Origin of the sequence: Streptomyces guryensis, assembly GCF_021261325.1 — a bacterium.
Classification (GTDB): Bacteria; Actinomycetota; Actinomycetes; order Streptomycetales; family Streptomycetaceae; genus Streptomyces; species Streptomyces guryensis.
The window spans coordinates 367,895-392,786 of sequence record NZ_JAJSBI010000001.1 but is presented as its reverse complement, the minus strand read 5'-3'; the positions used below and the strand labels follow the sequence as shown (position 1 = coordinate 392,786).

Genomic DNA, 24,892 nt, shown 5'->3' with positions numbered 1-24,892 from the left:
TCGATCACTCTGATCGAGTACGAAGGCATCGTATCGAGGGAGTCAGTCCAGGCTCGGCGGTGTCTTGGCGGGGGTCTGAGCCAGCGCGGCCAGCGCGATGCGCACCGCCTCGTCCAGTTGGACGTCCCGTCCCGCCGCGTAGTCCTGCGGCCGCTGGACCACCTCCACGTCCGGGTCCACACCGCGGTTCTCCACGTCCCAGCCGTAACCCTCCAGCCAGAAGGCGTACTTGGGCTGGGTGACGAGCGTGCCGTCGACCAGGCGGTAGCGGCTGTCGATGCCTATGACGCCGCCCCAGGTCCGGGTGCCGACGACCGGTCCGATGCCGAGTGCCTTGATGGCCGCGTTGACGATGTCGCCGTCGGAGCCGGAGAACTCGTTGGCGACGGCGACGACGGGACCGCGCGGCGCGTCCTGCGGATAGCTGTACGGCCGCATTCCGCGCGGCACGGCCCAGCCGACGATCCGCCGGGCCAGCTTCTCGATGACCAGCTGCGAGGTGTGGCCGCCGCGGTTGTACCGGACGTCGACGACGAGTCCCTCGCGGGCGACCTCGACGCGCAGGTCGCGGTGGATCTGGGCCCAGCCCGGCGCCTGCATGTCGGGAACGTGCAGATAGCCGATCCGCCCGCCGGACCTCTCGTGGACGTAGGCCCGCCGGTCCGCGACCCACGCGTGGTACCGCAGCGGCTCCTCGTCCGCGACCGGCACGACCACCGCATGCCGTACCTCGCCCCCGCCGGACGGCGAGATCGTCAGCTCGACCGGCTTGCCCGCCGTACCGACGAGCAGCGGGCCGGGCCCGGTCACCGGGTCCACCGGCTGCCCGCCCACCGCGACGATCGCGTCCCCGGCCCGCACCGCGACGCCGGGCGCGGCCAGCGGGGAGCGGGCGTCGGGGTCGGAGGTCTCGGTCGGCAGGATGCGGTCGATGCGCCAACTGCCGTCCTCGTGGCGGGAGATGTCGGCCCCGAGGAGCCCTTGCCGGGGCCCGTTGCCGTATCCGCCGCGCGGCGTCACGTAGGCGTGCGAGGTGCCGAGCTCGCCGTGCACCTCCCACAGCAGGTCGACGAGGTCGTCATGGGTGGCGACGCGGTCCAGGACCGGCCGGTAGCGGTCGAGCACGCCGGTCCAGTCGACCCCGCTCATGTCCGGCCGCCAGAAGTGGTCCCGCATGATGCGGCCGGTCTCCTCGTACATCTGCCGCCACTCGGCCGAGGGATCGACGGTCTGCCGGATCCGGGTCAGATCGACGGTGATGTTGGTGTCGCTGTCGTCGTCGCCGGCCGCGCGCCGGTCGCTTGGTACGACCTTCAGCCGTCCGTCGGTCCACAACAGGACGCGCTTGCCGTCGCCGCTGACCCGGAAGTGGTCCGCGTCGGCGGCGAGGTGCTCCAGGCGCTGCTGGGCGAGGTCGTAGCGCTCCAGCTCGGTCTTGGGGTCGGGATCGTCGGGCGTGGCCCGGGACACCCCGAGGACGCCCTGCACCGGGTGGCGCAGCCACAGCACGCCGTCCTTCGCGGCCCGCAGGTGGGAGTAGCGGGCGGCCTCCACCGGGAACGGCACGATGCGCTCGGCGAGGCCTTCGAGGTCGACACGGGTGGCCGGGGTGCCCTCGCTGTCGGGGGTCTCGTCCTTGTCGGGGGCGTCGAAGGGGCGGCCGTGGCGCTGCGGGCCGAACGGGGATGGCGTGGTCGCCGCGAGGGTGATCAGGTGCGGGCGGTCGCCGACCACGAAGGCGAGGTCGAAGACGTGCTCGTCGTAGACCGGGTCGAAGGAGCGGTTGGACAGGAAGGCCAGGTGCTTGCCGTCGAGGGTGAAGGCGGGCGCGTAGTCCCGGAAGCGCAGCGGAGTCGCCTCGGTGACCGTCAGGTCCGTGGTGTTGGCGATGCGGAGCTGGCGCAGCGGGCGCGGGCCGGGGTGGGACCAGGCGAGCCAGGACGAGTCGGGCGAGAAGACCAGGCCGGTGGCGTCGCCGTCCTCGCCGCGGTCGAGTTCGCGGACCTCGCCGGTCTCCCGCTCGACGAGCAGCACGCGTCCGTCGTGCGCGGCGACCGCGGCCCGGCTGCCGTCGGGTGCCATGGCGAGCCCGAGGACGCGGCCGAGCTGTCCGGCGGCGAGGCGGCGCGGGGTGGCGCCGGGCGCCAGACCGGTGGCGGGCGCGAACTCCAGGGCGTCCTCGCCCTCCGCGTCCGTCACCCACACCACCCATTCCTCGCCCGCGGCGCGGAACGTGCGCGGCAGCCGGGCCCGAACGCCGGGTTCGGCGGCGAGCGCGCGGGTGGGGCCGGAGCGGTGGGTGACCCAGTGGACGGCTCCGCGCACGGCGACCGCGCTGCCCCGCGCGGTGTGGTCGGGGGCGGCCGAGCCGAACCAGCGGGAGGCGTTCACGGCGAACGGCTGCCGGTCGGCGCGCTGTCCGCCGAGCCGGATGTCGAGGCGGCGGGGCCCGGCGCCGTCGAGGTCGTCGAGGATCCACAGTTCACCGGCCGAGGAGTGGACGACACGGGTGCCGTCGCCGGCGGCGTGCCGGGCGTAGAAGCCGTCCAGAGGGGTGTGCCGGCGCAGGTCGGAGCCGTCGGCCAGGGACGAGTACAGCGCCCCGACACCCTCGTGGTCGGACAGGAAGGCGATGCGCTCCCCCGCCCACACCGGGAACTCCAGGTTCCCGTGGAGCTCTTCATGCAGCCGTACGAATTCGCCGTGCCCGTCCCGGTCGATCCAGAGCTTGCCCGCCGTACCCCCGCGGTACCGCTTCCACCAGGCGGCCTCGCGCCCCATGGGTGCGGACAGCAGGACGGTGCCCGGCCCGTGGGCGACATGCCCGACGAGGCCGTACGGCAGGACGGTGGACGGTCCGCCGTCGAGCGGGACGGCGTGCGCCCAGCTGCGGCGCAGGTTGGCCTGGCCCTGCGTGGTGATCGCGAGGACCTGTCCGTCCGGGGTCCAGCCGCGCACCTGGGTGCGCCAACTGCCCCAGTGGGTCAGCCGCTTGGAGGGCCCGCCGGCGACCGGGGCGATGTGCACCTCGGGGGCGCCGTCGCGGGTGGAGGTCCAGGCGACGGTCGTTCCGTCGGGCGAGATGCGGGGCAGGGTGACCGGTGTGTTGTCCGCGCTGACCCGCCAGGCGCGTCCGCCGTCGACGGGGGCGAGCCACACGTCGTCCTCGGCGGTGAAGGCCACCAACTCACCGTGCACATGCGGGAATCGGAGATACGCGGAGGATGCGGGGGATGCCTTCGATGTGGACTGAGTCACCCGATCACCTTAGGCATGGGCGGTACCGGCAGCCAGAGCTTTCGATCACTTGCCCTCGACGGGCCAGCACTTCGGATCGCCCTTGCACCAGATGGTCCTGGTGACCGTCACGGTGACGGTGGCGCCGGGCCGCTGTCCGTTGCCGCCCGAGGGGTTGTTGAGGATGGGCGACGGCTTCGCGTTGCAGTTGCCCAGTCCCGTCACATGGAACCACTGCTTGCCGCCCACCTTGGCGGTGAGGTCGCCGCGCACGCAGGCGCCGTCCACGGCACGCGTGACCTTGCCGGTGACGGTGATCTCCCGGCCGTCCTTGGTCTGCCCCTGGCAGTCGACGTCGGCGACGGTGGTCTCACTTGCCGAAGGCGCCGTCCGGCCGGCCGTGGAGACCTTGTTGTTCCCGTAGTTGGCGGTGCAGCTGAGCCACTGCACGTCGACGTGCTGCCGCTTCAGTTCCCTGGTCGCGGTCTGGTCGGTCGTGTACGCCACGGACGCCGAGTTCAGCCCGCCCGGGTCACAGGCCACGGCGCCGCCGACGCCCATGACGGCAAGTCCCATCGCGGCCGCCACCCGCCGTCCCCGCGGCCGCCGCCAAATCCGCCTCAATGCCCCCATGGACGGCAGCCTGCCACCGAGTGCCGTCCGGCGGTAGAGCGCATACAGTCACGAAAGCGCCCGTGCGCCCTGCGGTGTCAGCCGCGCAGCAGCAGCCACTCCTGCAACTCCACCAGGTTCCCCTCGGGGTCCTTGAGATGGGCCGCACGCATACGGTCCGTCATGGGGGACGGGCCGCGCAGCAGGACCGCGCCCCGGGCGGCGATCTCCTCGCAGTAGGTGTCGAGGTCGTCGACGCGCAGGACCACCAGGGAGCGGTGCCCCGTTGCCGTGCCGCCCAGTTCGTTCAGGACCTCGGCCATCATCGACCGGTCCTGGAGCGCGATGCCCGCCGAACCGGTGGCCGGGCTGAACTTCTCGTACGGCCCGGCGGTCGCGCCCGACTGCGGCTTGAGGCCGAGGACCTCGGCGTAGAAGCGGTAACAGGCCGCGAAGTCGCTGACGAGGAGCCGTACTTGGGCGAGTTCCATGTGTTCCCCGTGATCGGTTCAGGACCAGCGGCCGGTGCGGCCCAGCAGCAGGGCGGCCGCCGCGGTGCCCGCGGTCGATGTACGCAGCACGCTACGCCCGAGCCGGTACGCCTTCGCGCCCGCCTCCTCGAAGAGCGCCAACTCCTGTTCGGATACGCCCCCTTCCGGGCCCACGACCAGCACGATCTCACCCTCGGTGGGAAGTTCGGCAGTCGCCAGCGGCTCGCTGCCGTAGTCGCGGTCCTCGTGCAGTACGGCGGCGAAGTCCGCTTTGGCGAGAAGTGCGGCAACCTGCTTGCTCGTCGCCGCGTCCGCGACCTCGGGGAAGCGCAGCCGGCGGGACTGCTTGCCGGCCTCGCGGGCGGTGGCCCGCCATTTCGCCAGGGCCTTCAGGCCCCTGTCCCCCTTCCACTGGGTGATGCAGCGGGCCGCCGACCACGGCACGATCGCGTCGACGCCGGTCTCGGTCATCGTCTCGACGGCCAGCTCACCGCGGTCGCCCTTGGGCAGGGCCTGGACGACGGTGATACGGGGGCTGGGCTCGGGCTCGACCGGGAACTCGACGGGCTCGACGAACAGGCGGTCCTTGCCCTCCGTCCGCACGACCACACCGGCGGCACCGCGGCCCAGCCCGTCCGTCAGCACCACGTCCTCGCCGGGCTGCAGCCGCCGTACGGACACCGCGTGGCGTCCCTCGGGGCCGTCCAGTTCGACGATCGAGCCGGGCCCCACGGCCGCCAGCGACTCGACGACGAACACAGGCGCGGTCATCGCAGATCCCCCTTGCCCGACAACGCTGTCCTGGCCATGTCGATCTCGGCGGCGAGGACCTCCACCAGCTGCCCGGCCGGGAGTTCGCGCGCCAAGCGGTGCCCCTGCCCCGCCCACAGCGCCATGCCCTGAGCGTCGCCGGACGCGGCGGCCTTCTTGCGCAGCGGCGAGGTGAGGTGGTGGACCTCCGGGTAGGCGGCGGGGGCGTACGGGCCGTGCTCGCGCAGGAAGCGGTTGACCAGCCCGCGGGCCGGGCGGCCGGAGAACGCGCGGGTCAGCTCCGTCCGCACGAACAGTGGGTTGGTGAGCGCCTGCTTGTGGACGGCGTTCGCGCCGGACTCCGGTGTGGCGAGGAAGGCCGTCCCGAGCTGGGCCGCGCTCGCGCCGGCCGCGAGCGCCGCAGCGATCTGGCCGCCGCGCATGATGCCGCCGGCGGCGATGATCGGGAGGCCCACTGTCTCGCGGACCTGGGCGATCAGCGAGAGCAGCCCGATGCCGGTGCCGTCCGCCTCCGGGTTGTCCCGGTGCGTGCCCTGGTGGCCGCCGGCCTCCACACCCTGCGCGATCACCGCGTCGGCGCCGGCCAACTGCACGGCGAGGGCCTCCTCGGGGGTGGTGGCGGTGACCAGAGTGAAGGTGCCGGCCCGGCGCAGGGAGTCGAGGATCTCGCGGCTCGGGACACCGAAGTGGAAGGAGACCACCGGCACCGGGTTGTCGAGCAGGACGGCGAGCTTGGAGTCGTAGGCGTCGTCGCGTCCGCTGTCCGGATCTCCGAGCTCGGTCTCGTACCAGCCGGCCTCCCCGGCCAGCTGGTGGGCGTAGATCTCCACCGCACCGGGGTCGGCGTGCTCGGGCTGCGGCATGAAGAGGTTCACGCCGAAGGGGCGGCCCGTGAGGCTCCGCAGCTGCTTGATCTCCTGGTACATGCCCTCGGCCGTCTTGTACCCGGCGGCGAGGAAGCCGAGCCCGCCGGCCTCGCACACGGCGGCCGCCAGATGCGGCACGGAGACACCGCCCGCCATGGGGGCCTGCACGATCGGATGAGGGAAGAGATCGGTCAGTGCGGAGGACATGACGGCATGTTGTCACGTCCTCCGAACAAGTCCGAATCGGGCCTTTCCCTTGGCACATGCCTGCGCTTTCAGCGCTTTTCAGCCCGTCCGGCGTTGGAGGACGAGGCCGTTCAGGCCGAAAGCGGGGGTCTGGGGGCGCAGCCCCCAGCACCACGGTCAGCGCCCGTTGAACGCATCCTTCAACCGCGAGAACAGCCCTTGCTGCCCGGGCTGGAACTGCCCTGTCGGCCGCTCCTCACCCCGCAGCTTGGCCAGCTCCCGCAGGAGCCGCTCCTGCTCGGGATCCAGCTTCGTCGGGGTCTGGACCTCGACATGGACGATGAGGTCGCCGCGACCGCCACCGCGCAGGTGCGTGACACCCCGGCCGTGCAGCGGGATCGACTGGCCGGACTGCGTGCCGGGCCGGATGTCGACCTCCTCCATGCCGTCCAGCGTCTCCAGCGGCACCTTGGTGCCGAGGGAGGCGGCCGTCATCGGGATGGTGACCGTGCAGTGCAGGTCGTCGCCGCGCCGCTGGAACGTGGAGTGCGGCAGCTCGTGGATCTCGACGTACAGGTCACCGGCGGGACCGCCGCCGGGGCCGACCTCGCCCTCGCCCGCGAGCTGGATACGCGTGCCGTTGTCGACACCGGCCGGGATCTTGACCGTGAGCGTACGGCGGGACCGCACGCGGCCGTCGCCCGCGCACTCCGGGCACGGCGTCGGGACGACCGTGCCGAAGCCCTGGCACTGCGGGCAGGGACGCGAGGTCATGACCTGGCCCAGGAAGGACCGCGTCACCTGCGACACCTCACCGCGCCCACGGCACATGTCACACGTCTGGGCGGAGGTACCGGGCGCCGCGCCTTCCCCGTTGCAGGTCGAGCAGACGATCGCCGTGTCGACCTGGATGTCCTTCGTCGTGCCGAAGGCCGCCTCGTCGAGCTCGATCTCCAGCCGGATCATCGCGTCCTGGCCGCGCCGGGTGCGCGACCGCGGTCCGCGCTGCGACGCCGTACCGAAGAACGCGTCCATGATGTCCGAGAAGTTCCCGAAACCTCCCGCGCCGAAGCCGCCCGCGCCACCGCCGCCGGCCTGCGAGAGCGGATCGCCGCCGAGGTCGTAGACCTGCTTCTTCTGCGGGTCCGACAGCACCTCGTAAGCGGCGTTGATCTCCTTGAACCGCTCCTGGGTCTTCGGATCCGGGTTGACGTCCGGGTGCAGCTCGCGCGCGAGCCGCCGGAAGGCCTTCTTGATCTCTTCCTGCGACGCGTCGCGGCGCACGCCGAGAACGGCGTAGTAGTCCGTGGCCACTTACGACTCCGCCAGGATCTGTCCGACGTACCGTGCCACTGCGCGTACCGCTCCCATCGTTCCCGGGTAATCCATGCGGGTCGGTCCGACCACGCCGAGCTTGGCGACTGCCTCGCCGCCCGAACCGTAGCCGACCGACACCACGGAAGTGGAGTTGAGTCCCTCATAGGCGTTCTCGTGCCCGATGCGCACCGTCATGCCCGAATCCCCCGCCTCGCCAAGCAGTTTGAGGAGCACGACCTGCTCCTCCAGCGCCTCCAGGACGGGGCGGATGGTGAGGGGGAAGTCATGTCCGAAGCGGGTCAGATTGGCGGTGCCGCCGATCATCAACCGTTCCTCGTTCTCCTCGACCAGTGTCTCCAGAAGTGTGGAGAGCACTGTCGAAACCGTACCCCGGTCCTCGGCGTCGAAGCCTTCGGGCAGGTCTTCCACGAGCCGGGGGACGTCGGAGAACCGGCGCCCCGCGACCCGGCTGTTGAGCCGCGCCCGCAGATCCGCGAGCGAGGCCTCCCCGAACGGCGCCGGGCAGTCGACCATGCGCTGCTCGACCCGGCCGGTGTCGGTGATCAGCACGAGCATCACGCGCGCGGGGGCGAGCGAGAGCAGTTCCACGTGCCGCACGGTCGAGCGGGTCAGGGACGGGTACTGCACGACGGCGACCTGCCGGGTGAGCTGGGCGAGCAGCCGAACCGTCCGCGCCACCACGTCGTCGAGATCCACGGCGCCGTCCAGGAAGTTCTGGATCGCGCGCCGCTCGGGCGCTGACATCGGTTTGACGCCCGCGAGCTTGTCGACGAACAACCGGTAGCCCTTGTCCGTGGGGATCCGCCCGGCGCTGGTGTGCGGCTGGGCGATGAACCCCTCGTCCTCCAGGGCCGCCATGTCGTTGCGGACCGTCGCCGGGGACACACCGAGGTTGTGCCGCTCGGTCAGGGCCTTCGACCCGACCGGCTCCTCGGTGCCGACGTAGTCCTGGACGATGGCGCGCAGCACCTGGAGCCGTCGTTCGCTCAGCATCGCGCACACCTCCAGAATTCGTCCCCTAGGCGCTTCGCCTGGCACTCTGTCCGCCCGAGTGCCAGCCGTTACCGGCCAGTGTACGGCGGTGGGGTACACCCGGGGCAAGGTCGGCCCCTGTTGAACGGGGCGTACCGCTAGCGTCGCCGTATGACGATGACTTGGGAAGAGCTGGGGTGGGAGCGGCTGGCGGCCGGGGTCGGGCGGTGCCGTCTTCCGGGCTGGGACTGCACGACGGGGCTGGTCGTCGGGGAGGGCACGGCGCTCTTGATCGACGCGGGGTCGAGCCTCGCGGAGGGCGCACGGTTGCGTACCGAGGCGCAGCAGCTCGCCGGTCATCGTGTGACTCATCTCGCGCTCACGCATCCCCATTTCGACCATGTCCTCGGGGTGGCGGCGTTCGCGGGCACGGAGGTCTACGGCGCGGTGGGCATCGACACGGTGCTGGACGGCCGGCACGCGCGCGAGGAACTGCGGGCGGACGCGGTGGGCAACGGGCTGGACGCGTGCCTGGCCGAGGAGGCGGTGGACGCCCTGGTCGGGCCCCGGCACCACGTCTCCGGCGAGTGGACCCTCGACCTGGGCGGCGGCCGGCAGGTGCTGCTGGCGAACGTCGGTCCGGGCCACTCGGCCCACGATCTCGCGGTGCTGGTACCGGGCTCCCCCGAGGTCGTCTTCTGCGGCGACCTGGTGGAGGAGTCCGGCGAACCGCAGTCCGGCCCGGACGCCGTACCGTCGCACTGGCCGGCCGCCCTCGACCGGCTCCTCGACCTGGGCGGGGAGGACGCGCTGTACGTGCCCGGTCACGGAGCGGTGGTGGACGCGGACTTCGTGCGGAGACAGCGGGACGAGCTGACGGCACGTTTCGGCGTGTCGTAGCCGCCGCCCGACGGCTTCTCCTATCGTCACTCGAATGCGCCAGTACTCTGCCGATCTGACCCCGCCGTGGAAGAAGCCCAAGCCCGTTCCGGAGGTCGCGGCCGAGCCCGGTCTGGTGGTCGAGGAACCCGGCACCGGTTTCTGCGGCGCGGTGATCCGCTGCGAGGCGGGCACGGTGACCCTGGAGGACCGCTTCGGCAAGCACCGGGTGTTCCCGCTGGAGCCGCGGGGGTTTCTGCTGGAGGGGCGGGTGGTGACGCTCGTACGACCGTCCGGTGCGGCTCCTGTACGGCCCACTCGTACCGCTTCCGGCTCGGTGGCCGTCCCTGGCGCACGCGCGCGTGTGGCTCGCGCCGGGCGGATCTATGTGGAGGGGCGGCACGACGCCGAGCTGGTCGAGAAGGTCTGGGGCGACGACCTGCGCATCGAGGGCGTGGTCGTGGAGTACCTGGAGGGTGTGGACGACCTGCCGGCGATCGTGGCCGAGTTCGCGCCGGGGCCGGATGCGCGGCTGGGGGTGCTGGTGGACCACCTGGTGCCGGGGTCGAAGGAGTGGCGGATCGCGGAGGCGGTGACGAGTGAGCACGCGCTGGTGGTGGGGCACCCGTACATCGACATCTGGGAGGCCGTGAAGCCGTCGTCGCTGGGGATCGCGGGGTGGCCGCGGGTGCCGCGCGGGCAGGACTGGAAGACGGGGGTGTGCCGGGCGCTGGGGTGGCCGTCGGAGAACACCGGGGCGGTCTGGCAGGCGATCCTGAAGCGGGTGGGGTCCTACAAGGACCTGGAGCCGGAGCTGCTGGGGCGGGTGGAGGAGCTGATCGACTTCGTCACGGTCGGTGGTGGGGCTTGACGCCCTTGTAGGTGCCGAACTCGGTGGTATCCAGTTGGATGTCCAGCATCCTCAGCGGCACCGGATCGCCGAACTTGGTCACCCGCTGCACCTGGTAGTCGGCTTCCTCACCCGTGCCAGTCGGCTCGGTGAGCAGTACACAGTGCCCCATGATCGGATCGACGAGCAGACAGACGGGGACGCCGCCCGCTGCATAGATCGAACGCTTGACGACGTAATCACGCTCGATGCTCGTCTTGGACACGACCTCGACGACCATGCTGATGACCTTGGACGGCATCAGCTGCCCCTCACGCGGTCCAACGCCTCGCTCCACCAGTACGAGGTCCGGCAGCGGCTCGCTGGTCTCTTGCAGAATGGCGACGGCCACCGTCTGGAGCCTCCGCCAGTCCCGGCGCGGGAACTGATCGAGAACCGCTTCGACGATGTCGACATGCACCAGGTCTGGCGCCGCCATCATCACGATTTCCCCCCGGAGGAGCTCGGCCTTGTATCCCTCGGGAACCTCAAGGTTCTCGAAGAACTCCACGACATCGGTGGTCATTGGTCGGTCGTCCACAGCGGTCACTCCGCAGCCCTCCGGTTTCTGCCACCGTGCAACTACGGCGACAGCGTACGAACCAGGTTAGGGACCGAACCGACGTTCCGCACCGATTCACCCGCCAGGGTGATCAGTCGACCAAGTCCCTGACCACCGCGTCCGCCAGCAACCGCCCCCGCAACGTCAGCACCGCCCGCCCCTCCTCATACGGCCCGCCCTCCAGCAGCCCCTCCCCCAGCGCCCGCCGAGAAGCCGCCAGCCCCTCCTCCCGCAGGAGCGAAAGCGGCACCCCCTCCCGCAGCCGCAGCTCCAGCAGGATCCGCTCCACCCGCCGGTCCTCCTCCGACAGCAGCTCACGTCCGGCCCCCGGCGCCCGCCCCTCCGCCAGCGCCGCCGCGTACGCCCCCGGGTGCTTCACGTTCCACCACCGCACCCCGCCCACGTGCGAGTGCGCGCCCGGCCCCGCACCCCACCAGTCGGCGCCCCGCCAGTACAGCTCGTTGTGCAGACAGCGGGCCGCCTCCGAGGTGGCCCAGTTGGAGACCTCGTACCAGTCGAAGCCCGCCCCTGACATCACCTCGTCCGCGATCAGATAGCGGTCCGCGTGGACGTCGTCGTCCGTCATCGGGACCTCGCCCCGACGGATCCGACGCGCCAGCTGCGTGCCCTCCTCGACGATGAGCGCGTACGCCGACACGTGGTCGGGCCCGGCCCCCAGCGCCGCCTCCAGCGAGGCCCGCCAGTCGTCGTCCGACTCCCCCGGGGTGCCGTAGATCAGGTCCAGGTTCACGTGCTCGAAGCCGGCCGCTCGGGCCTCCGCGACGCACGCTTCCGGGCGGCCCGGCGTGTGGGTCCGGTCCAGCACGCGCAGCACGTGCTGTTTCGCGCTCTGCATGCCGAAGGAGACGCGGTTGAAGCCGCCCTCCCGGAGCGTGGCCAGGTACGCCGGGTCCACCGACTCCGGGTTCGCCTCCGTCGTGACCTCCGCGTCCGCCGCCAGACCGAACTCGTCGCGGATCGCGCCCAGCATCCGTACGAGATCACCGGCGGCCAGCAGGGTCGGCGTACCGCCGCCCACGAAGACCGTGCGGACCGGGCGCGGGTCGTCGCCCAGCACCTTCCTCGCCAGGCGGATCTCGTCGATCAGGGTGTCCGCGTAGTTGTCGCGGGAGGCGAGGACACCGCCCGTGCCGCGGAGCTCGGTGGCGGTGTAGGTGTTGAAATCGCAGTAGCCGCAGCGGGTCGCGCAGTACGGGACGTGGAGATAGAAGCCGAGGGGGCGGGTGGCCGACCCGGCGAGTGCGGATGCGGGGAGTGCGCCGTCGGCGGGGACCGGCTCGCCGTCGGGGAGTGCGGAAGGCATGCCCTCCATTGTCCAGCACCGCCGCGACTGCTCACTCCGCCTGGAGCACCAGCAGCGCCAGGTCGTCCTCCGGCGGGCGCCCGCCGAACTCGTGCACCAGCCTGCGGATGCGTTCCGCGATCAGCTCGGCGCTCAGCCCGGCGCAGCCGGCGAGGGCCGTCGAGAGGCCGTCGGCGTCGTCGAACATGTCGGAGCCGGAGCGGCGCTCCGTGACGCCGTCCGTGACGCACAGAAGGCTGTCGCCTGGGCGCAGTTCGAAGGTCTCACTGGTGTACGTCTCGTCCTCTATGACGCCGAGGAGGGTCTGCGGGCGGGCGGCCGTGCGGACGGTTCCGTCGGGGCCGAGGACCAGCGGGAGCGGGTGGCCGGCGGAGGCGAGGGTGCAGCGGACGCCGCCGTCGAAGGGGGTCAGCTCACCGTAGAGGAGGGAGAGGAAGCGGGTCTGCGGGCCGTCGCCGGGGGCGGCCGGGCGTACCAGGGCCCGGGCGGCGGCGTCCGCGGCCTCCGTCGCGTCGTCCAGGAGGAGGCGGTTGAGCCGGTCGAGGACGTCGGCGACGCGGTAGCCCTCACGTGCGAGCAGGCGCAGCCACGGGCGGGCCAGGCCGATGACCACGGCGGCCTCGGGGCCCTTGCCCTGGACGTCGCCGACGGCGAAGCACCAGCGGCCGTCGCCGGCCGGGAAGAGGTCGTAGAAGTCGCCGCTGGGGCCGCCCTTGTCGCACGGCTCGTAGACGAGGGCGCTGCGTACGCCCGGGATCTCGGCGACGCCGGCGGGCAGCAGGCCGCGCTGCAGGACCTGGCTGATGGTGGCCTGGCGGGCGTACTGGCGGGCCGCGCCGATGGCGAGCGCCACCCGGCGGCTGAGGTCCTCGACGAGCCCGGTGACCTCGTCGGGGAAGCGCAGCAGCCCGGCGCGGCCGATGACGAGCGTGCCGAGCGGCCGGCCGCCCGCGATCAGGCGGTAGGCGAGCGCCGCGCCGTGCTCCTCGCGCACGTCGAGCGCCTCGCCGGGCCAGGGGTAGGAGACCGGCCCGGACCTGCCCCACTCCCGGTTCCTCCCCCACTCCCGGCCTCCCTCGGGCGGGACCCCCATGGCCGGAGCGGCGCCCGTCGTCTCGGGCAGGTGCGGCGGGTCCTTCTCCAGGGCGCGGCGCAGTTCCTCGATGCGGTTCTCGCTGCAGTGCCAGACGCGGGCCAGCCGGGGCCCGGCGCCCCCGGTGCCGTCGGCCCAGCCCCCGCGGCCCGTGGCCTCGTCCTCCAGCCACACCGCGCACCAGTCGGCGAGCCGCGGCACGATCAGTTGCCCGGCGAGCGCGGCGACCAGGTTCTCGTCGAGTTGCCCGGCCAGCAGATCGGAGGCCTCGGCGAGGAAGGACAGGGCACCGCGGTGCAGCCAGTCCCGGTCGCGCTCGGCGCGCTGGGGGTCGGGCGCGAGTATCTCGGCGGCGCGCAGCCCGCGCTCCAGCGCCTGCCGGCCTGCGTGCGCCTCCGGCTCGCCCACGGCCGGGCTCCGCTCGGCGGGCAGCCGCGCCCACACCGTCTTGGCGCCCCTGCGGAAGGTGACGCCCCAGGACTCGGCGAGCGTGGCGACCAGACGCAGCCCGCGGCCGTACTCCGGTGTCCCGTACGGCACTTCGGCCGTCTCGTACGGTGCTTCGGCGTCCGAGTCGCGGGGCGGCCGGGAGGGATGGTGGTCGGAGACCTCCACGACGAGCGCACCGGCCGCCTGCTCCAGGCGGCACTCCACCTCGACCTCGGTGCCCGCGTGCACGACGGCGTTGGTGACGAGTTCGCTGACGACGAGCACGGCGTCGTCGGCCAGCCGGTCGGTGAGGTGTTCGGCGCCGGGGACCCGGGCCTCGGCCCAGTCGGTGAGCGCGGTGCGTACGAGGGCGCGGGCGGAACCCGGCGCGAGGGGGCTGCCCGGCAGCGTCGTGTACGTCTGCGCACACGGGTCCGCCCTCCCGTGCTCGGTCGCGTGCCGGTGAGCAGGCGCATCGCAAGCGCAGGAAGCGGTCTCCCGTTGCGTCGGAATGGCCCGCATGGACAGCTCCCCGAACGGTTCGGACGAATTCGCCTCAGTCGATGCCGACAGAGTGACAGACTGACCCCGCCCATAAGCGCCGAGTTACTGAAGTGGGCCGCCATGAGTGAGAACAGTGCTACGCGTGTGCTCGAAGACGGTCAAAAACCGGAACAACTCCGAGCATCGGAGCTGCGTCCGCTGCTCGCCGCGATGACCGCCGCGCGGGACGGTGACTTCACGAAGGTTCCGGAGACAGGCCACGGGATCGTGGCCGAGTTGACGGCCGTGTTCAACCAGATCATGGACCGCAACACGCACTTCAACGGAGAAGTGCAGCGCGTGAAGCGGGAGTTGGTACGGCACGGGCGGCTCGACGAACGGGTGACGGCGAGCCCGGGGCAGGGCGCCTGGACCTCCCGGGTCAACGATGTGAACCAGCTCCTTGACGCCCTGGTGGCCCCGGCGGCGAACGCGACGCGGGTGCTCGACGCGGTGGCCGGCGGCGATCTGACCCAGCGGGTCGACCTGCACGACGGCAACCGGCAGCTGCGCGGTGATCTGCGGCGGCTGGGCCGCGCCGTGAACAAGATGGTCGACCAGCTGTCGCTGTTCACCGGCGAGGTCACCCGGGTCGCGCGCGAGGTCGGCACCGAGGGGCGGCTCGGCGGGCGGGCCAAGGTGACGGGGCTCTCGGGCAGTTGGCGGGACGTGACCGAGGCCGTCAACACGATGGCGTCCCGGCTGACCGCCCAGGTGCGGGACATCGCCCTGGTGACGACCGCGGTGGCCCGCGGTGACCTGACCCGTACGGTCACGGTCGAGGCGACCGGTGAGCTGCTCGAACTGAAACTGACCGTGAACACGATGGTCGACCAGCTGTCCGCCTTCGCCGACGAGGTCACCCGCGTGGCCCGCGAGGTCGGTACCGAGGGTCAGCTGGGCGGGCGGGCCCAGGTGCGGGGCGTCAGCGGGGTCTGGAAGGACCTGACCGACAACGTCAACTTCATGGCCTCGAACCTGACTTCACAGGTCCGCAACATCGCACAGGTGACCACCGCCGTCGCCAACGGCGACCTGAGCCAGAAGATCACGGTCGACGCGCAGGGCGAGATCCTCGAACTGAAGTCGACCATCAACACCATGGTGGACCAGCTCTCCGCCTTCGCCGACGAGGTGACGAGGGTCGCCCGCGAGGTCGGCACCGAGGGAAACCTCGGCGGTCGCGCCCAGGTCCGGGGCGTCTCGGGCGTCTGGAAGGACCTCACCGACAACGTCAACTTCATGGCGGACAACCTGACTTCGCAGGTCCGCAACATCGCCCTCGTCTCGACCGCGGTGGCCCAGGGCGACCTCGGCAAGAAGATCACGGTCGAGGCGAAGGGCGAGATCCTGGAGCTGAAGTCCACGATCAACACGATGGTGGACCAGCTGTCCGCCTTCGCCGACGAGGTCACCCGCGTGGCCCGCGAGGTCGGCACCGAGGGAAACCTCGGCGGCCAGGCGCAGGTGCGGGGCGTCAGCGGAGTCTGGAAGGACCTGACCGACAACGTCAACTTCATGGCGCTGAACCTGACTTCGCAGGTCCGCAACATCGCACAGGTGACGACCGCCGTCGCCAACGGCGACCTCTCCAAGAAGATCACCGTAGACGCACGCGGCGAGATCCTGGAACTGAAGGACACCGTCAACACGATGGTGGAGCAGCTGCGCGCCTTCGCCGACGAGGTGACGAGGGTGGCCCGCGAGGTCGGCACCGACGGCCGGCTGGGCGGTCGCGCCCAGGTGCTCGGGGTGTCCGGTGTGTGGCGGGACCTGACCGACAACGTCAACTACATGGCGGACAACCTCACTTCGCAGGTGCGGAACATCGCACAGGTGACGACCGCCGTCGCCAACGGCGACCTCTCCAAGAAGATCGACGTCGACGCACGCGGCGAGATCCTGGAGCTGAAGACCGCCATCAACACGATGGTCGACACGCTCTCCTCGTTCTCCTCCGAGGTCACCCGCGTGGCCCGTGAGGTCGGCTCCGAGGGTCAGCTCGGCGGCCAGGCCAGGGTCGAGGGCGTGTACGGCACCTGGAAGCGCCTGACGACGAACGTGAACGAGCTGGCGTCGAACCTGACCACCCAGGTCCGTGCGATCGCCGAGGTCGCCTCCGCGGTGGCCCAGGGCGACATGTCCCGCTCCATCACCGTGGAGACCCAGGGCGAGGTCGCCGAGCTGAAGGACAACATCAACCTGATGGTGTCCAACCTCCGCGAGACCACCCGCGCGAAGGACTGGCTGGAGTCCAACCTGGCCCGGCTGGCCGCGCTGATGCAGGGCCACCGCGACCTGATGGAGGTCGCCGACCTGCTGCTGCGCGAGCTGACGCCGTTGGTGAACGCCCAGTACGGCGCGTTCTTCCTGGCCGACCCGGAGGAGGAGGGCGCCGCGCTGCGCACCACCGTTCCCACGAAGGGGCTCGCGTTCATCGCCGGGTACGGCTCGGCGCAGGGCGCGACCGTCGAGACCGGCGGGCTCCCGGTGCACGGCCTGGTCCAGCAGGCGGCCCGCGAGAAGAAGCGGATCCTCGTCGAGGAGGCCCCGCCGGACTACATCAAGATCAACAGCGGGCTCGGTGAGGCGGCCCCCACGAGCGTGGTCATCATCCCGATCCTCTTCGAGGACAAGCTCCTCGGCGTGATCGAGCTGGCGTCCTTCTCCCGCTTCTCCGACGTCCATCTCGCCTTCTTCGACCAGTTCGTCAACACCATCGCCGTCGCGATCAACACGATCATCGCCAACTCCCGCACGGAGTCCCTGCTCGGCGAGTCCCAGCGCCTGGCCATGCAGCTCCAGGAGCGCTCGGACGAACTCCAGAAACAGCAGGCCGAGTTGCAGCGGTCCAACGCCGAACTGGAGGAGAAGGCAGCCCTGTTGGCCACCAGCTCCCAGTACAAGTCGGAGTTCCTGGCGAACATGTCGCACGAGCTGCGCACGCCCCTGAACTCCCTGCTGATCCTCGCGAGGCTGCTCTCCGACAACCCGGACGGCCATCTCTCCGACCAGGAAGTGCAGTTCGCGACGACCATCCACCGCTCCGGCTCCGACCTCCTCCAGCTGATCAACGACATCCTGGACCTGTCGAAGATCGAGGCGGGCCGCATGGACGTACGCCCGAAGAAGCTGCCGCTCATCAAGCTCCTGGACTACGTCCACGCCACCTTCCGCCCGCTCACCCTCGACCGGGGCCTCGCCTTCGAGGTGGCGGTCGGCGAGGACGTGCCGCGTGAGATGTACTCGGACGAGCAGCGGCTCCAGCAGATCCTGCGCAACCTGCTCTCCAACGCCATCAAGTTCACCGCGGCGGGCCGGGTCGAGCTGCGGGTGAACCGGATCAAGGACCCCGAGCGCCTCCATGTCCGCGACAGCGACGACGTGATCGCCTTCGCCGTCACGGACACCGGCATCGGCATCGCGGCCGAGAAACTCCCGGTGATCTTCGAGGCGTTCCAGCAGGCCGACGGCACCACCAACCGCAAGTACGGCGGCACGGGCCTGGGCCTGTCCATCAGCCGGGAGATCGCGGGCCTTCTCGGCGGCCGTATCGTCGCCACCAGCGAGCCCGGCAAGGGGTCCACCTTCACGCTGTACGTCCCCGTCGTCAGCCCCGGGCACCCCGCCACCGTCCCCGAGGAGCATGCCCTGCCGATGCCGGAGCAGCTGTCCACCGAGCCGTTCACCGCCACGCACGACGTGGACGACTCCTGGCCGGCCCCCACCAAACTGGAGGCGTGGAAGACGGGCCGGGCGGGCCAGGTACTGCCCGGGCGGCGGGTGTTGATCGTCGACGACGACATCCGCAACGTCTTCGCCCTCACCCATGTCCTCGGCCGCGTCGGCATGCCGGTCCTGTATGCGGAGAACGGCCGCGAGGGCATCGAGACGCTGGAGCGCAACCCGGACGTCGAACTCGTCCTGATGGACATCATGATGCCGGAGATGGACGGTTACGAGACCATCGCCGCCATCCGCCGCGCCCCCCGCTGGACCGGTCTGCCGATCGTCGCCCTGACCGCCAAGGCGATGCCCGGAGACCGCGAGAAGTCCATCGGCCGGGGTGCGAACGACTACGTACCGAAGCCGGTGGACGTCGACCAGCTGCTGACGGTCGTCTGCGCACTGCTGGATCCGGAGGGCGCAGACGACACCACCGACACCACTGCCCCGCAGCCGGGCACGACCGAGGAAGCGGCGGCAGGGCCGAACACCGAATGAGGCACACTCACCATGAGCGCTGAGGCAACGACCAACGAGCGCGCCAGCATCCTCCTCGTGGACGACATGGAGGACAACCTGATCGCGCTGGAGGCCGTCCTGGGGTCCCTCAACGAACCGCTGGTACGCGCACGTTCGGGCGAGGAGGCGATGAAAGCACTGCTGCGCCGGCACTTCGCCCTCGTCCTGCTCGACGTCCGCATGCCCGGCATGGACGGATTCGAGACGGCCGCCAACATCAAGCGGCTCGACCAGACCAAGGACGTCCCGATCATCTTCCTGACCGGCGCGGAGGACGACTCCGGCTACGCCTTCCGCGGCTACGCCACCGGAGCCGCGGACTACCTGACCAAGCCCTTCGACCCCTGGGTCCTGAGGGCAAAGGTCAGCGTCTTCCTGGACCTCCACCGCAAGAACCGACAACTGGAACGAATACTGGCCCAGGAGCAGTCGGACTACGGCGAGGTGGGCACCGGACTGGCCGAACTGGAAAGGCAGCTGGACGCGGAGGAGCCCCCGGACCTGGCAGCACTGCGTGTGCAGGTCCGGGAGCTCCGGGAACTCGTAGCCAGGGGCCGCGCCTTCTAGCTCTTGTCTTTCAGGGGCGCGGTGGCTGTATCGATTTGCGGCTCCGCCGCGTGGGCGCGACCAGCCGCGACGACGATTCAGTCGCCGACGGTCCCCGGCCACCCCCTACGCTTCGCGCGTCCCCGCGTACATCTCATCAATGAGGTGCTTGTACTCCCGCTCGACAACAGGCCGCTTCAGCTTCAAGCTGGGCGTGATCTCACCGTGCTCCACATCGAGATCCCGCGGCAACAACCGGAACTTCTTCACGGTCTGCCACCGCTGAAGCCCTGCGTTGAGCTCCTTGACGTACCCCTCGATCAGCGCAACGGTGGTCGGCGCAGCCACGACCTCGGCGTACGACTTGCCCTCCAGCCCGTTCTCCTTGGCCCAGTCGAGAATGGACGGCTCGTCCAGCGCGATGAGCGCGGTGCAGAAGTTCCGGTCGGCCCCGTGCACCAGGATGTTGGAGACGTACGGGCACACCGCCTTGAACTGCCCCTCGACCTCCGCGGGCGCGATGTACTTGCCGCCGGACGTCTTGATGAGGTCCTTCTTGCGGTCGGTGATGCGCAGATACCCGTCGGGCGACAGCTCACCGATGTCACCGGTGTGGAACCAGCCGTCCGACTCCAGCACCTCGGCGGTCTTCTCGGGCAGCCCGTGGTAGCCCTCCATGATGCCCGGGCCGCGCAGCAGGATCTCCCCGTCGTCCGCGATCCGCACCTCCGTGCCGGGCAGCGGCTTGCCGACCGTGCCGGTGCGGTAGGCCTCGCCGGGGTTCACGAAGGAGGCGGCGGAGGACTCGGTGAGGCCGTAGCCCTCCAGGATGTGGATGCCGGCGCCGGCGAAGAAGTAGCCGATCTCCGGCGCGAGGGCCGCCGACCCGGAGACACAGGCCCGCAGGTTCCCGCCGAAGGCCTCGCGGATCTTGGCGAAGACCAGCGCGTCGGCGACCTTGTGCTTGGCGCCGAGCGAGAACGGGACGGACGCCGTGCCGGTGCGCCGGAAGTTGTCCTGCGCGGTCTTGGCGTACTCGCGGGCGACCTCGGCCGCCCACTGGAAGATCTTGTACTTGGCGCCGCCGCCGGCCTTCGCCTTGGCCGCGACCCCGTTGTAGACCTTCTCGAAGATGCGCGGGACGGCCGCCATGTACGTCGGCTGCACGACCGGCAGATTCTCGATGATCTTGTCGACGCGGCCGTCGACTGCGGTGACGTGACCGACCTCGATCTGGCCCGAGGTGAGCACCTTGCCGAAGACGTGCGCGAGCGGCAGCCACAGGTACTGCACGTCGTCGGTGCTGATCAGGCCGGTCGCGGCGATCGCCTTGGCCATGTACGACCAGTTGTCGTGCGGCAGGCGCACGCCCTTGGGACGGCCGGTCGTGCCCGAGGTGTAGATCAGGGTCGCGAGCTGATCGGACGTGATCGCACCGACCCGCTCCTTGATCAGGTCGGGGTCCTTCTCGAGGCGGGCGGCGCCCCGCGCCTCCAGCTCGCTGAGGGTGAGGACCCAGTCGCCGGTCTCGACTCCTGCGGGGTCGATCACGACGACATGCGTGAGGTCGGGCAGCTCGCCGCGCTTCTCGACCGCCTTGGCGAGCTGTGCCGCGTCCTCCGCGATCAGCACCCGGCTCTCCGAGTCGGAGAGGATGAACGCCGACTCGTCGGCGTTCGTCTGCGGGTAGACCGTGGTCGTGGCCGCTCCGGCGCACAGGATGCCGAGGTCGGCGAGGATCCACTCGACCCGGGTGGAGGCGGCCAGCGCGACGCGCTGCTCGGGCTGCACGCCCAGTTCGATCAGACCGGCCGCGATCGCGTAGACCCGCTCCGCGGCCTGCGCCCAGCTGAGCGCCTTCCAGTCGTCGGGGCCCCCACCGGAGGCGGGCGCCACCGGATAGCGGTAGGCCTCCGCGTCCGGTGTGGCCACGACGCGTTCCAGGAAGAGGGTCGCCACGCTCGGCGGACGGTTCTCGATCAGTGTCTGTGTGTCGCTCACGACATCCTCCGGGGCCCGCGGCAGCGCGGCTGGCTCAAGTGCGGCGGTATTGACTGCGGCTGTATCCACTCGCGAACCGTTGTTTAACTCGCGAGTAACTATCGAGCAGAGATCAGGGTAGAGCCCGACCGGCCGGTTCGTAAGGGGCGGCGGCCTGTCGCTTCCTACAGAGAGCAACGCTACGCACGCGTAGGGGCTCGCCGCGGTTTCGTACGACGAGCCCCTGTTGTGTCCGGATTGGTTCCGTAACCCGTTGTTACCCGCGGTTACTTCTTGCCCTTGCCCGACCCCGCGCTGTCATCGCTGGAGAGCACGGCGATGAACGCCTCCTGAGGAACCTCCACGGAACCCACCATCTTCATCCGCTTCTTGCCCTCCTTCTGCTTCTCCAGCAGCTTGCGCTTACGGGAGATGTCGCCGCCGTAGCACTTGGCGAGGACGTCCTTGCGGATGGCACGGATGGTCTCGCGGGCGATCACCCGGGAGCCGATGGCGGCCTGGATGGGCACCTCGAAGGCCTGCCGCGGGATGAGCTCGCGCAGCTTGGCGACGAGCCGCACACCGTAGGCGTAGGCCGCGTCCTTGTGGGTGATCGCGGAGAAGGCGTCGACCTTGTCTCCGTGCAGCAGGATGTCGACCTTGACCAGGCTGGAGGTCTGCTCGCCGGTGGGCTCGTAGTCCAGCGAGGCGTAGCCGCGCGTCTTCGACTTCAGCTGGTCGAAGAAGTCGAAGACGATCTCCGCGAGAGGGAGCGTGTAGCGGATCTCGACGCGGTCCTCGGACAGGTAGTCCATACCGAGCAGGGTGCCGCGCCGGGTCTGGCACAGCTCCATGATCGAGCCGATGAACTCCGACGGCGCGAGGATCGTGGCGCGCACGACCGGCTCGTACACGTCGTTGATCTTGCCCTCGGGGAACTCGCTGGGGTTGGTGACCGTGTGCTCGGTCCCGTCCTCCATGATCACGCGGTAGACCACGTTGGGCGCGGTCGCGATCAGGTCGAGCCCGAACTCCCGCTCCAGCCGCTCACGGATCACGTCCAGGTGCAGCAGGCCCAGGAAGCCGACGCGGAAACCGAAGCCGAGGGCGGCGGAGGTCTCCGGCTCGTAGACGAGCGCCGCGTCGTTCAGCTGGAGCTTGTCGAGGGCGTCGCGCAGCTCGGGGTAGTCGGAGCCGTCCAGCGGATACAGCCCGGAGAAGACCATGGGCTTCGGGTCCTTGTATCCACCGAGGGCCTCGGTCGCGCCGTTGTGCAGGCTGGTGATCGTGTCACCGACCTTGGACTGGCGGACGTCCTTCACGCCTGTGATGAGGTAGCCCACCTCGCCGACGCCGAGACCGTCGGCGGGGAGCATCTCCGGCGAGTTGGTCCCGATCTCCAGCAGCTCGTGCGTGGCGTTGGTGGACATCATCCGGATGCGCTCGCGCTTGTTGAGCTGCCCGTCGATGACTCGTACGTACGTCACGACGCCGCGGTAGGAGTCGTAGACGGAGTCGAAGATCATCGCGCGGGCGGGGGCGTCCGCGACGCCGACCGGCGCCGGGATCTCCTTGACCACCTTGTCGAGCAGCGCGTCGACGCCGAGACCGGTCTTGGCGGACACCCGCAGCACGTCGTCAGGGTCGCAGCCGACGAGGTTCGCGAGCTCCTCGGCGAACTTCTCGGGCTGCGCGGCCGGCAGGTCGATCTTGTTCAGTACGGGGATGATCGTGAGGTCGTTCTCCATCGCCAGGTACAGGTTGGCGAGGGTCTGGGCCTCGATGCCCTGGGCGGCGTCGACCAGGAGGACGGTTCCCTCGCAGGCGGCGAGCGACCGCGAGACCTCGTAGGTGAAGTCGACGTGCCCCGGCGTGTCGATCATGTTGAGGATGTGCGTGTTGCCGGGCTCGTGGGTCGGAGCCCAGGGCAGCCGCACCGCCTGGGACTTGATCGTGATGCCACGCTCGCGCTCGATGTCCATCCGGTCGAGGTACTGAGCACGCATCTGCCGCTGCTCGACCACACCGGTCAGCTGGAGCATCCGGTCGGCGAGCGTGGACTTGCCGTGGTCGATGTGCGCGATGATGCAGAAATTGCGGATCAGAGCCGGGGCGGTACGGCTCGGCTCGGGCACATTGTTAGGGGTCGCGGGCACGCAGGGTCCTGTCTCTTGAGGCGCCTTGTGCCTCGGGTCGGATCGATACGTAGGCTCCATGGTCCCACGGGTGGCGACCGGAGACCGTTTTGGGCCGTCCGGGCGGCCACTGGTACTCTGGGTGGCTGTGTCTCATGCCCTCTCAGCGCGAGGCACAACTCCCAAGAAATCACCCGGTACGGGACCCGGTATCTCCTGCACGGAGTGCTCCTGGCCCTGTACCTGAACCTGAAAAGGCTCAATCAGTGGCGAACATCAAGTCCCAGATCAAGCGGATCAAGACCAACGAGAAGGCCCGGCTGCGCAACAAGGCCGTCAAGTCCTCCCTGAAGACCGCGATCCGCAAGGCCCGCGAGGCCGCTGCCGCGGGTGACGCCGAGAAGGCCACCGAGTACCAGCGCGCTGCTGCGCGTGCGCTCGACAAGGCCGTCTCGAAGGGTGTCATCCACAAGAACCAGGCCGCCAACAAGAAGTCGGCGCTTGCTTCCAAGGTCACCGCCGTCAAGGGCTGAACCTCTTACTGATCTGACCGGTCCCACGGGACCGAACCGCCGGAAGGACCCAGAGCGGGCCCTCTCTCATCCGCTCCTGACCGGCACCAGAGGATCCGCGCGCGGCCTGCGTTCGCCACGCGGGCGCGGATCCGACAGCTTGAGCCGAAGGCCCCGGCACCCAGCCCTTCCCCAGGGCGGGTGCCGGGGCCTTCGGCGCTGGTCAGCCCGTACGGCGTCGGCCCCCTACGCCCGCCCCCGGGACCGCGCGGCACGGGCGATCACCACGACCGCCTTCTCCAACGCGTACTCAGGATCGTCCCCGCCGCCCTTGACGCCCGCGTCCGCCTCCGCGACCGCCCTGAGGGCCACCGCCACCCCGTCCGGCGTCCACCCCCGCATCTGCTGCCGCACCCGGTCGATCTTCCACGGCGGCATCCCCAGCTCACGCGCCAGGTCGGCCGGCCGCCCGCCACGCGCGGACGACAGCTTTCCGATCGCCCGCACGCCCTGCGCCAGCGCACTGGTGATCATCACCGGTGCCACTCCGGTGGCCAGGGACCATCTGAGCGCCTCCAGGGCCTCGGCCGCCCGCCCCTCCACGGCCCGGTCGGCGACCGTGAAGCTCGACGCCTCGGCCCGCCCGGTGTAGTACCGCCCGACGACGGCCTCGTCGATGGTCCCTTCGACGTCCGCGACCAGCTGGGAGACAGCGGACGCCAGCTCCCGCAGATCGCTGCCGAGGGCGTCGACGAGTGCCTGGCAGGCCTCGGGCGTGGCAGACCTCCCAGCCGCCCTGAACTCCCCGCGCACGAAGGCCAGCCGATCCGCCGGCTTGGTCATCTTCGGACAGGCCACCTCCCGCGCCCCGACCTTGCGCGCGGCGTCGAGTAGCGCCTTGCCCTTGGCCGCGCCCGCATGCACCAGCACAAGGGTGATCTCCTCGGCGGGCGCCGAGAGATAGGCCTTCACGTCCTTGACGGTGTCGGCGGAGAGATCCTGGGCATTGCGTACGACCACGACCTTGCGCTCGGCGAAGAGCGAGGGGCTGGTCAGCTCGGCGAGCGTGCCGGGCTGCAGCTGGTCCGGTGTCAGGTCACGTACGTCCGTGTCGGCGTCGGCGGCCCTGGCGGCGGCCACCACCTCCTGCACGGCACGGTCGAGCAGGAGGTCCTCCTGGCCCACGGCAAGCGTCACCGGGGCGAGAGGGTCGTCTTCAGCAGTCTTCCTGGCCATCGCGACAAGCATGGCACGGGGCACTGACAATGCGATCCGAGCGTCG

At 70.5% G+C, this 24,892-nt stretch carries 18 protein-coding genes; 5 read left to right on the top strand and 13 right to left on the bottom strand.

All coding sequences use genetic code 11. The features are described 5' to 3' along the window. Positions 1 to 42: 42 nt before the first annotated feature. The 7 genes from LJ657_RS01765 to hrcA all read right to left on the bottom strand — a co-directional run bounded on the left by LJ657_RS01765 (position 43) and on the right by hrcA (position 8,494). A complete protein-coding gene (locus LJ657_RS01765; protein WP_232646297.1) occupies positions 43 to 3,258 on the bottom strand; it encodes a S41 family peptidase in 3,216 nt (1,071 codons plus the stop codon). Positions 3,259 to 3,303: 45 nt separating this feature from the next. Beyond that, complete coding sequence (locus tag LJ657_RS01760) at positions 3,304 to 3,870, bottom strand: hypothetical protein (RefSeq protein ID WP_372487791.1); 567 nt, start codon at positions 3,868 to 3,870, stop codon at positions 3,304 to 3,306. A gap of 77 nt (positions 3,871 to 3,947) precedes the next feature. Beyond that, on the bottom strand, positions 3,948 to 4,340 hold the full coding sequence (locus LJ657_RS01755; protein ID WP_232646293.1) for a VOC family protein: 393 nt from the start codon (positions 4,338 to 4,340) through the stop codon (positions 3,948 to 3,950). Between the two features lie 18 nt (positions 4,341 to 4,358). After that, complete coding sequence (locus LJ657_RS01750; protein WP_232646292.1) at positions 4,359 to 5,111, bottom strand: 16S rRNA (uracil(1498)-N(3))-methyltransferase; 753 nt, start codon at positions 5,109 to 5,111, stop codon at positions 4,359 to 4,361. After that, positions 5,108 to 6,184 carry a nitronate monooxygenase gene (locus LJ657_RS01745; RefSeq protein WP_232646290.1) on the bottom strand — a complete coding sequence of 359 codons (1,077 nt, stop codon included), beginning with the start codon at positions 6,182 to 6,184 and terminating at the stop codon, positions 5,108 to 5,110. Before LJ657_RS01745 ends, LJ657_RS01750 begins: the two co-directional genes overlap by 4 nt. Before the next feature lie 156 nt (positions 6,185 to 6,340). Beyond that, a complete protein-coding gene (gene dnaJ / locus LJ657_RS01740) occupies positions 6,341 to 7,477 on the bottom strand; it encodes a molecular chaperone DnaJ (protein ID WP_232646288.1) in 1,137 nt (378 codons plus the stop codon). Further along, positions 7,478 to 8,494: a heat-inducible transcriptional repressor HrcA gene (gene hrcA / locus LJ657_RS01735; RefSeq protein WP_232646287.1), complete on the bottom strand. Its 1,017-nt coding sequence runs from the start codon at positions 8,492 to 8,494 to the stop codon at positions 7,478 to 7,480. 150 nt (positions 8,495 to 8,644) lie between these two features. Between hrcA and LJ657_RS01730 the strand changes: the two genes are divergently transcribed. Beyond that, complete coding sequence (locus LJ657_RS01730; protein WP_232646286.1) at positions 8,645 to 9,373, top strand: MBL fold metallo-hydrolase; 729 nt, start codon at positions 8,645 to 8,647, stop codon at positions 9,371 to 9,373. Between the two features lie 34 nt (positions 9,374 to 9,407). Next, a complete protein-coding gene (locus tag LJ657_RS01725; RefSeq protein WP_232646285.1) occupies positions 9,408 to 10,223 on the top strand; it encodes a DUF3097 domain-containing protein in 816 nt (271 codons plus the stop codon). Here LJ657_RS01725 and LJ657_RS01720 read toward each other — a convergent pair. The 3 genes from LJ657_RS01720 to LJ657_RS01710 form a co-directional block, all read right to left on the bottom strand. Next, the gene (locus LJ657_RS01720; RefSeq protein ID WP_232646284.1) at positions 10,201 to 10,767 is read right to left on the bottom strand and encodes a Uma2 family endonuclease; all 567 of its coding nucleotides are present in this window, start codon (positions 10,765 to 10,767) and stop codon (positions 10,201 to 10,203) included. The two genes, LJ657_RS01725 and LJ657_RS01720, sit on opposite strands and share 23 nt — an antisense overlap. A 127-nt stretch (positions 10,768 to 10,894) precedes the next feature. Then, positions 10,895 to 12,127, bottom strand: coding sequence for a radical SAM family heme chaperone HemW (hemW, locus tag LJ657_RS01715; protein WP_232646283.1), 1,233 nt, complete (start codon positions 12,125 to 12,127; stop codon positions 10,895 to 10,897). 31 nt (positions 12,128 to 12,158) lie between these two features. Beyond that, positions 12,159 to 14,171, bottom strand: a complete 2,013-nt coding sequence (locus LJ657_RS01710) for an ATP-binding SpoIIE family protein phosphatase (RefSeq protein WP_232646282.1) — start codon at positions 14,169 to 14,171, stop codon at positions 12,159 to 12,161. Between the two features lie 102 nt (positions 14,172 to 14,273). Here LJ657_RS01710 and LJ657_RS01705 point away from each other — a divergent pair, with 102 nt between their 5' ends. Both LJ657_RS01705 and LJ657_RS01700 read left to right on the top strand, forming a co-directional pair. Next, entirely contained in the window at positions 14,274 to 18,416 is a 4,143-nt protein-coding gene (locus LJ657_RS01705; protein WP_232646280.1) for a HAMP domain-containing protein, read from the top strand. Positions 18,417 to 18,428: 12 nt separating this feature from the next. After that, complete coding sequence (locus tag LJ657_RS01700; protein WP_232646278.1) at positions 18,429 to 19,004, top strand: response regulator; 576 nt, start codon at positions 18,429 to 18,431, stop codon at positions 19,002 to 19,004. Between the two features lie 105 nt (positions 19,005 to 19,109). On the opposite strand, the gene LJ657_RS01695 is transcribed toward LJ657_RS01700, so the two are convergent. Both LJ657_RS01695 and lepA read right to left on the bottom strand, forming a co-directional pair. Further along, entirely contained in the window at positions 19,110 to 20,984 is a 1,875-nt protein-coding gene (locus LJ657_RS01695) for an AMP-dependent synthetase/ligase (RefSeq protein ID WP_232646277.1), read from the bottom strand. A gap of 266 nt (positions 20,985 to 21,250) precedes the next feature. After that, positions 21,251 to 23,119: a translation elongation factor 4 gene (gene lepA, locus LJ657_RS01690; RefSeq protein WP_232646275.1), complete on the bottom strand. Its 1,869-nt coding sequence runs from the start codon at positions 23,117 to 23,119 to the stop codon at positions 21,251 to 21,253. Between the two features lie 245 nt (positions 23,120 to 23,364). Here lepA and rpsT point away from each other — a divergent pair, with 245 nt between their 5' ends. Next, positions 23,365 to 23,631: a 30S ribosomal protein S20 gene (gene rpsT / locus LJ657_RS01685; protein ID WP_232646273.1), complete on the top strand. Its 267-nt coding sequence runs from the start codon at positions 23,365 to 23,367 to the stop codon at positions 23,629 to 23,631. Between the two features lie 225 nt (positions 23,632 to 23,856). Here the strand turns inward: rpsT and holA are convergent, their stop codons facing one another. Continuing rightward, a complete protein-coding gene (gene holA, locus LJ657_RS01680; RefSeq protein WP_232646272.1) occupies positions 23,857 to 24,846 on the bottom strand; it encodes a DNA polymerase III subunit delta in 990 nt (329 codons plus the stop codon). Positions 24,847 to 24,892 lie beyond the last annotated feature (46 nt).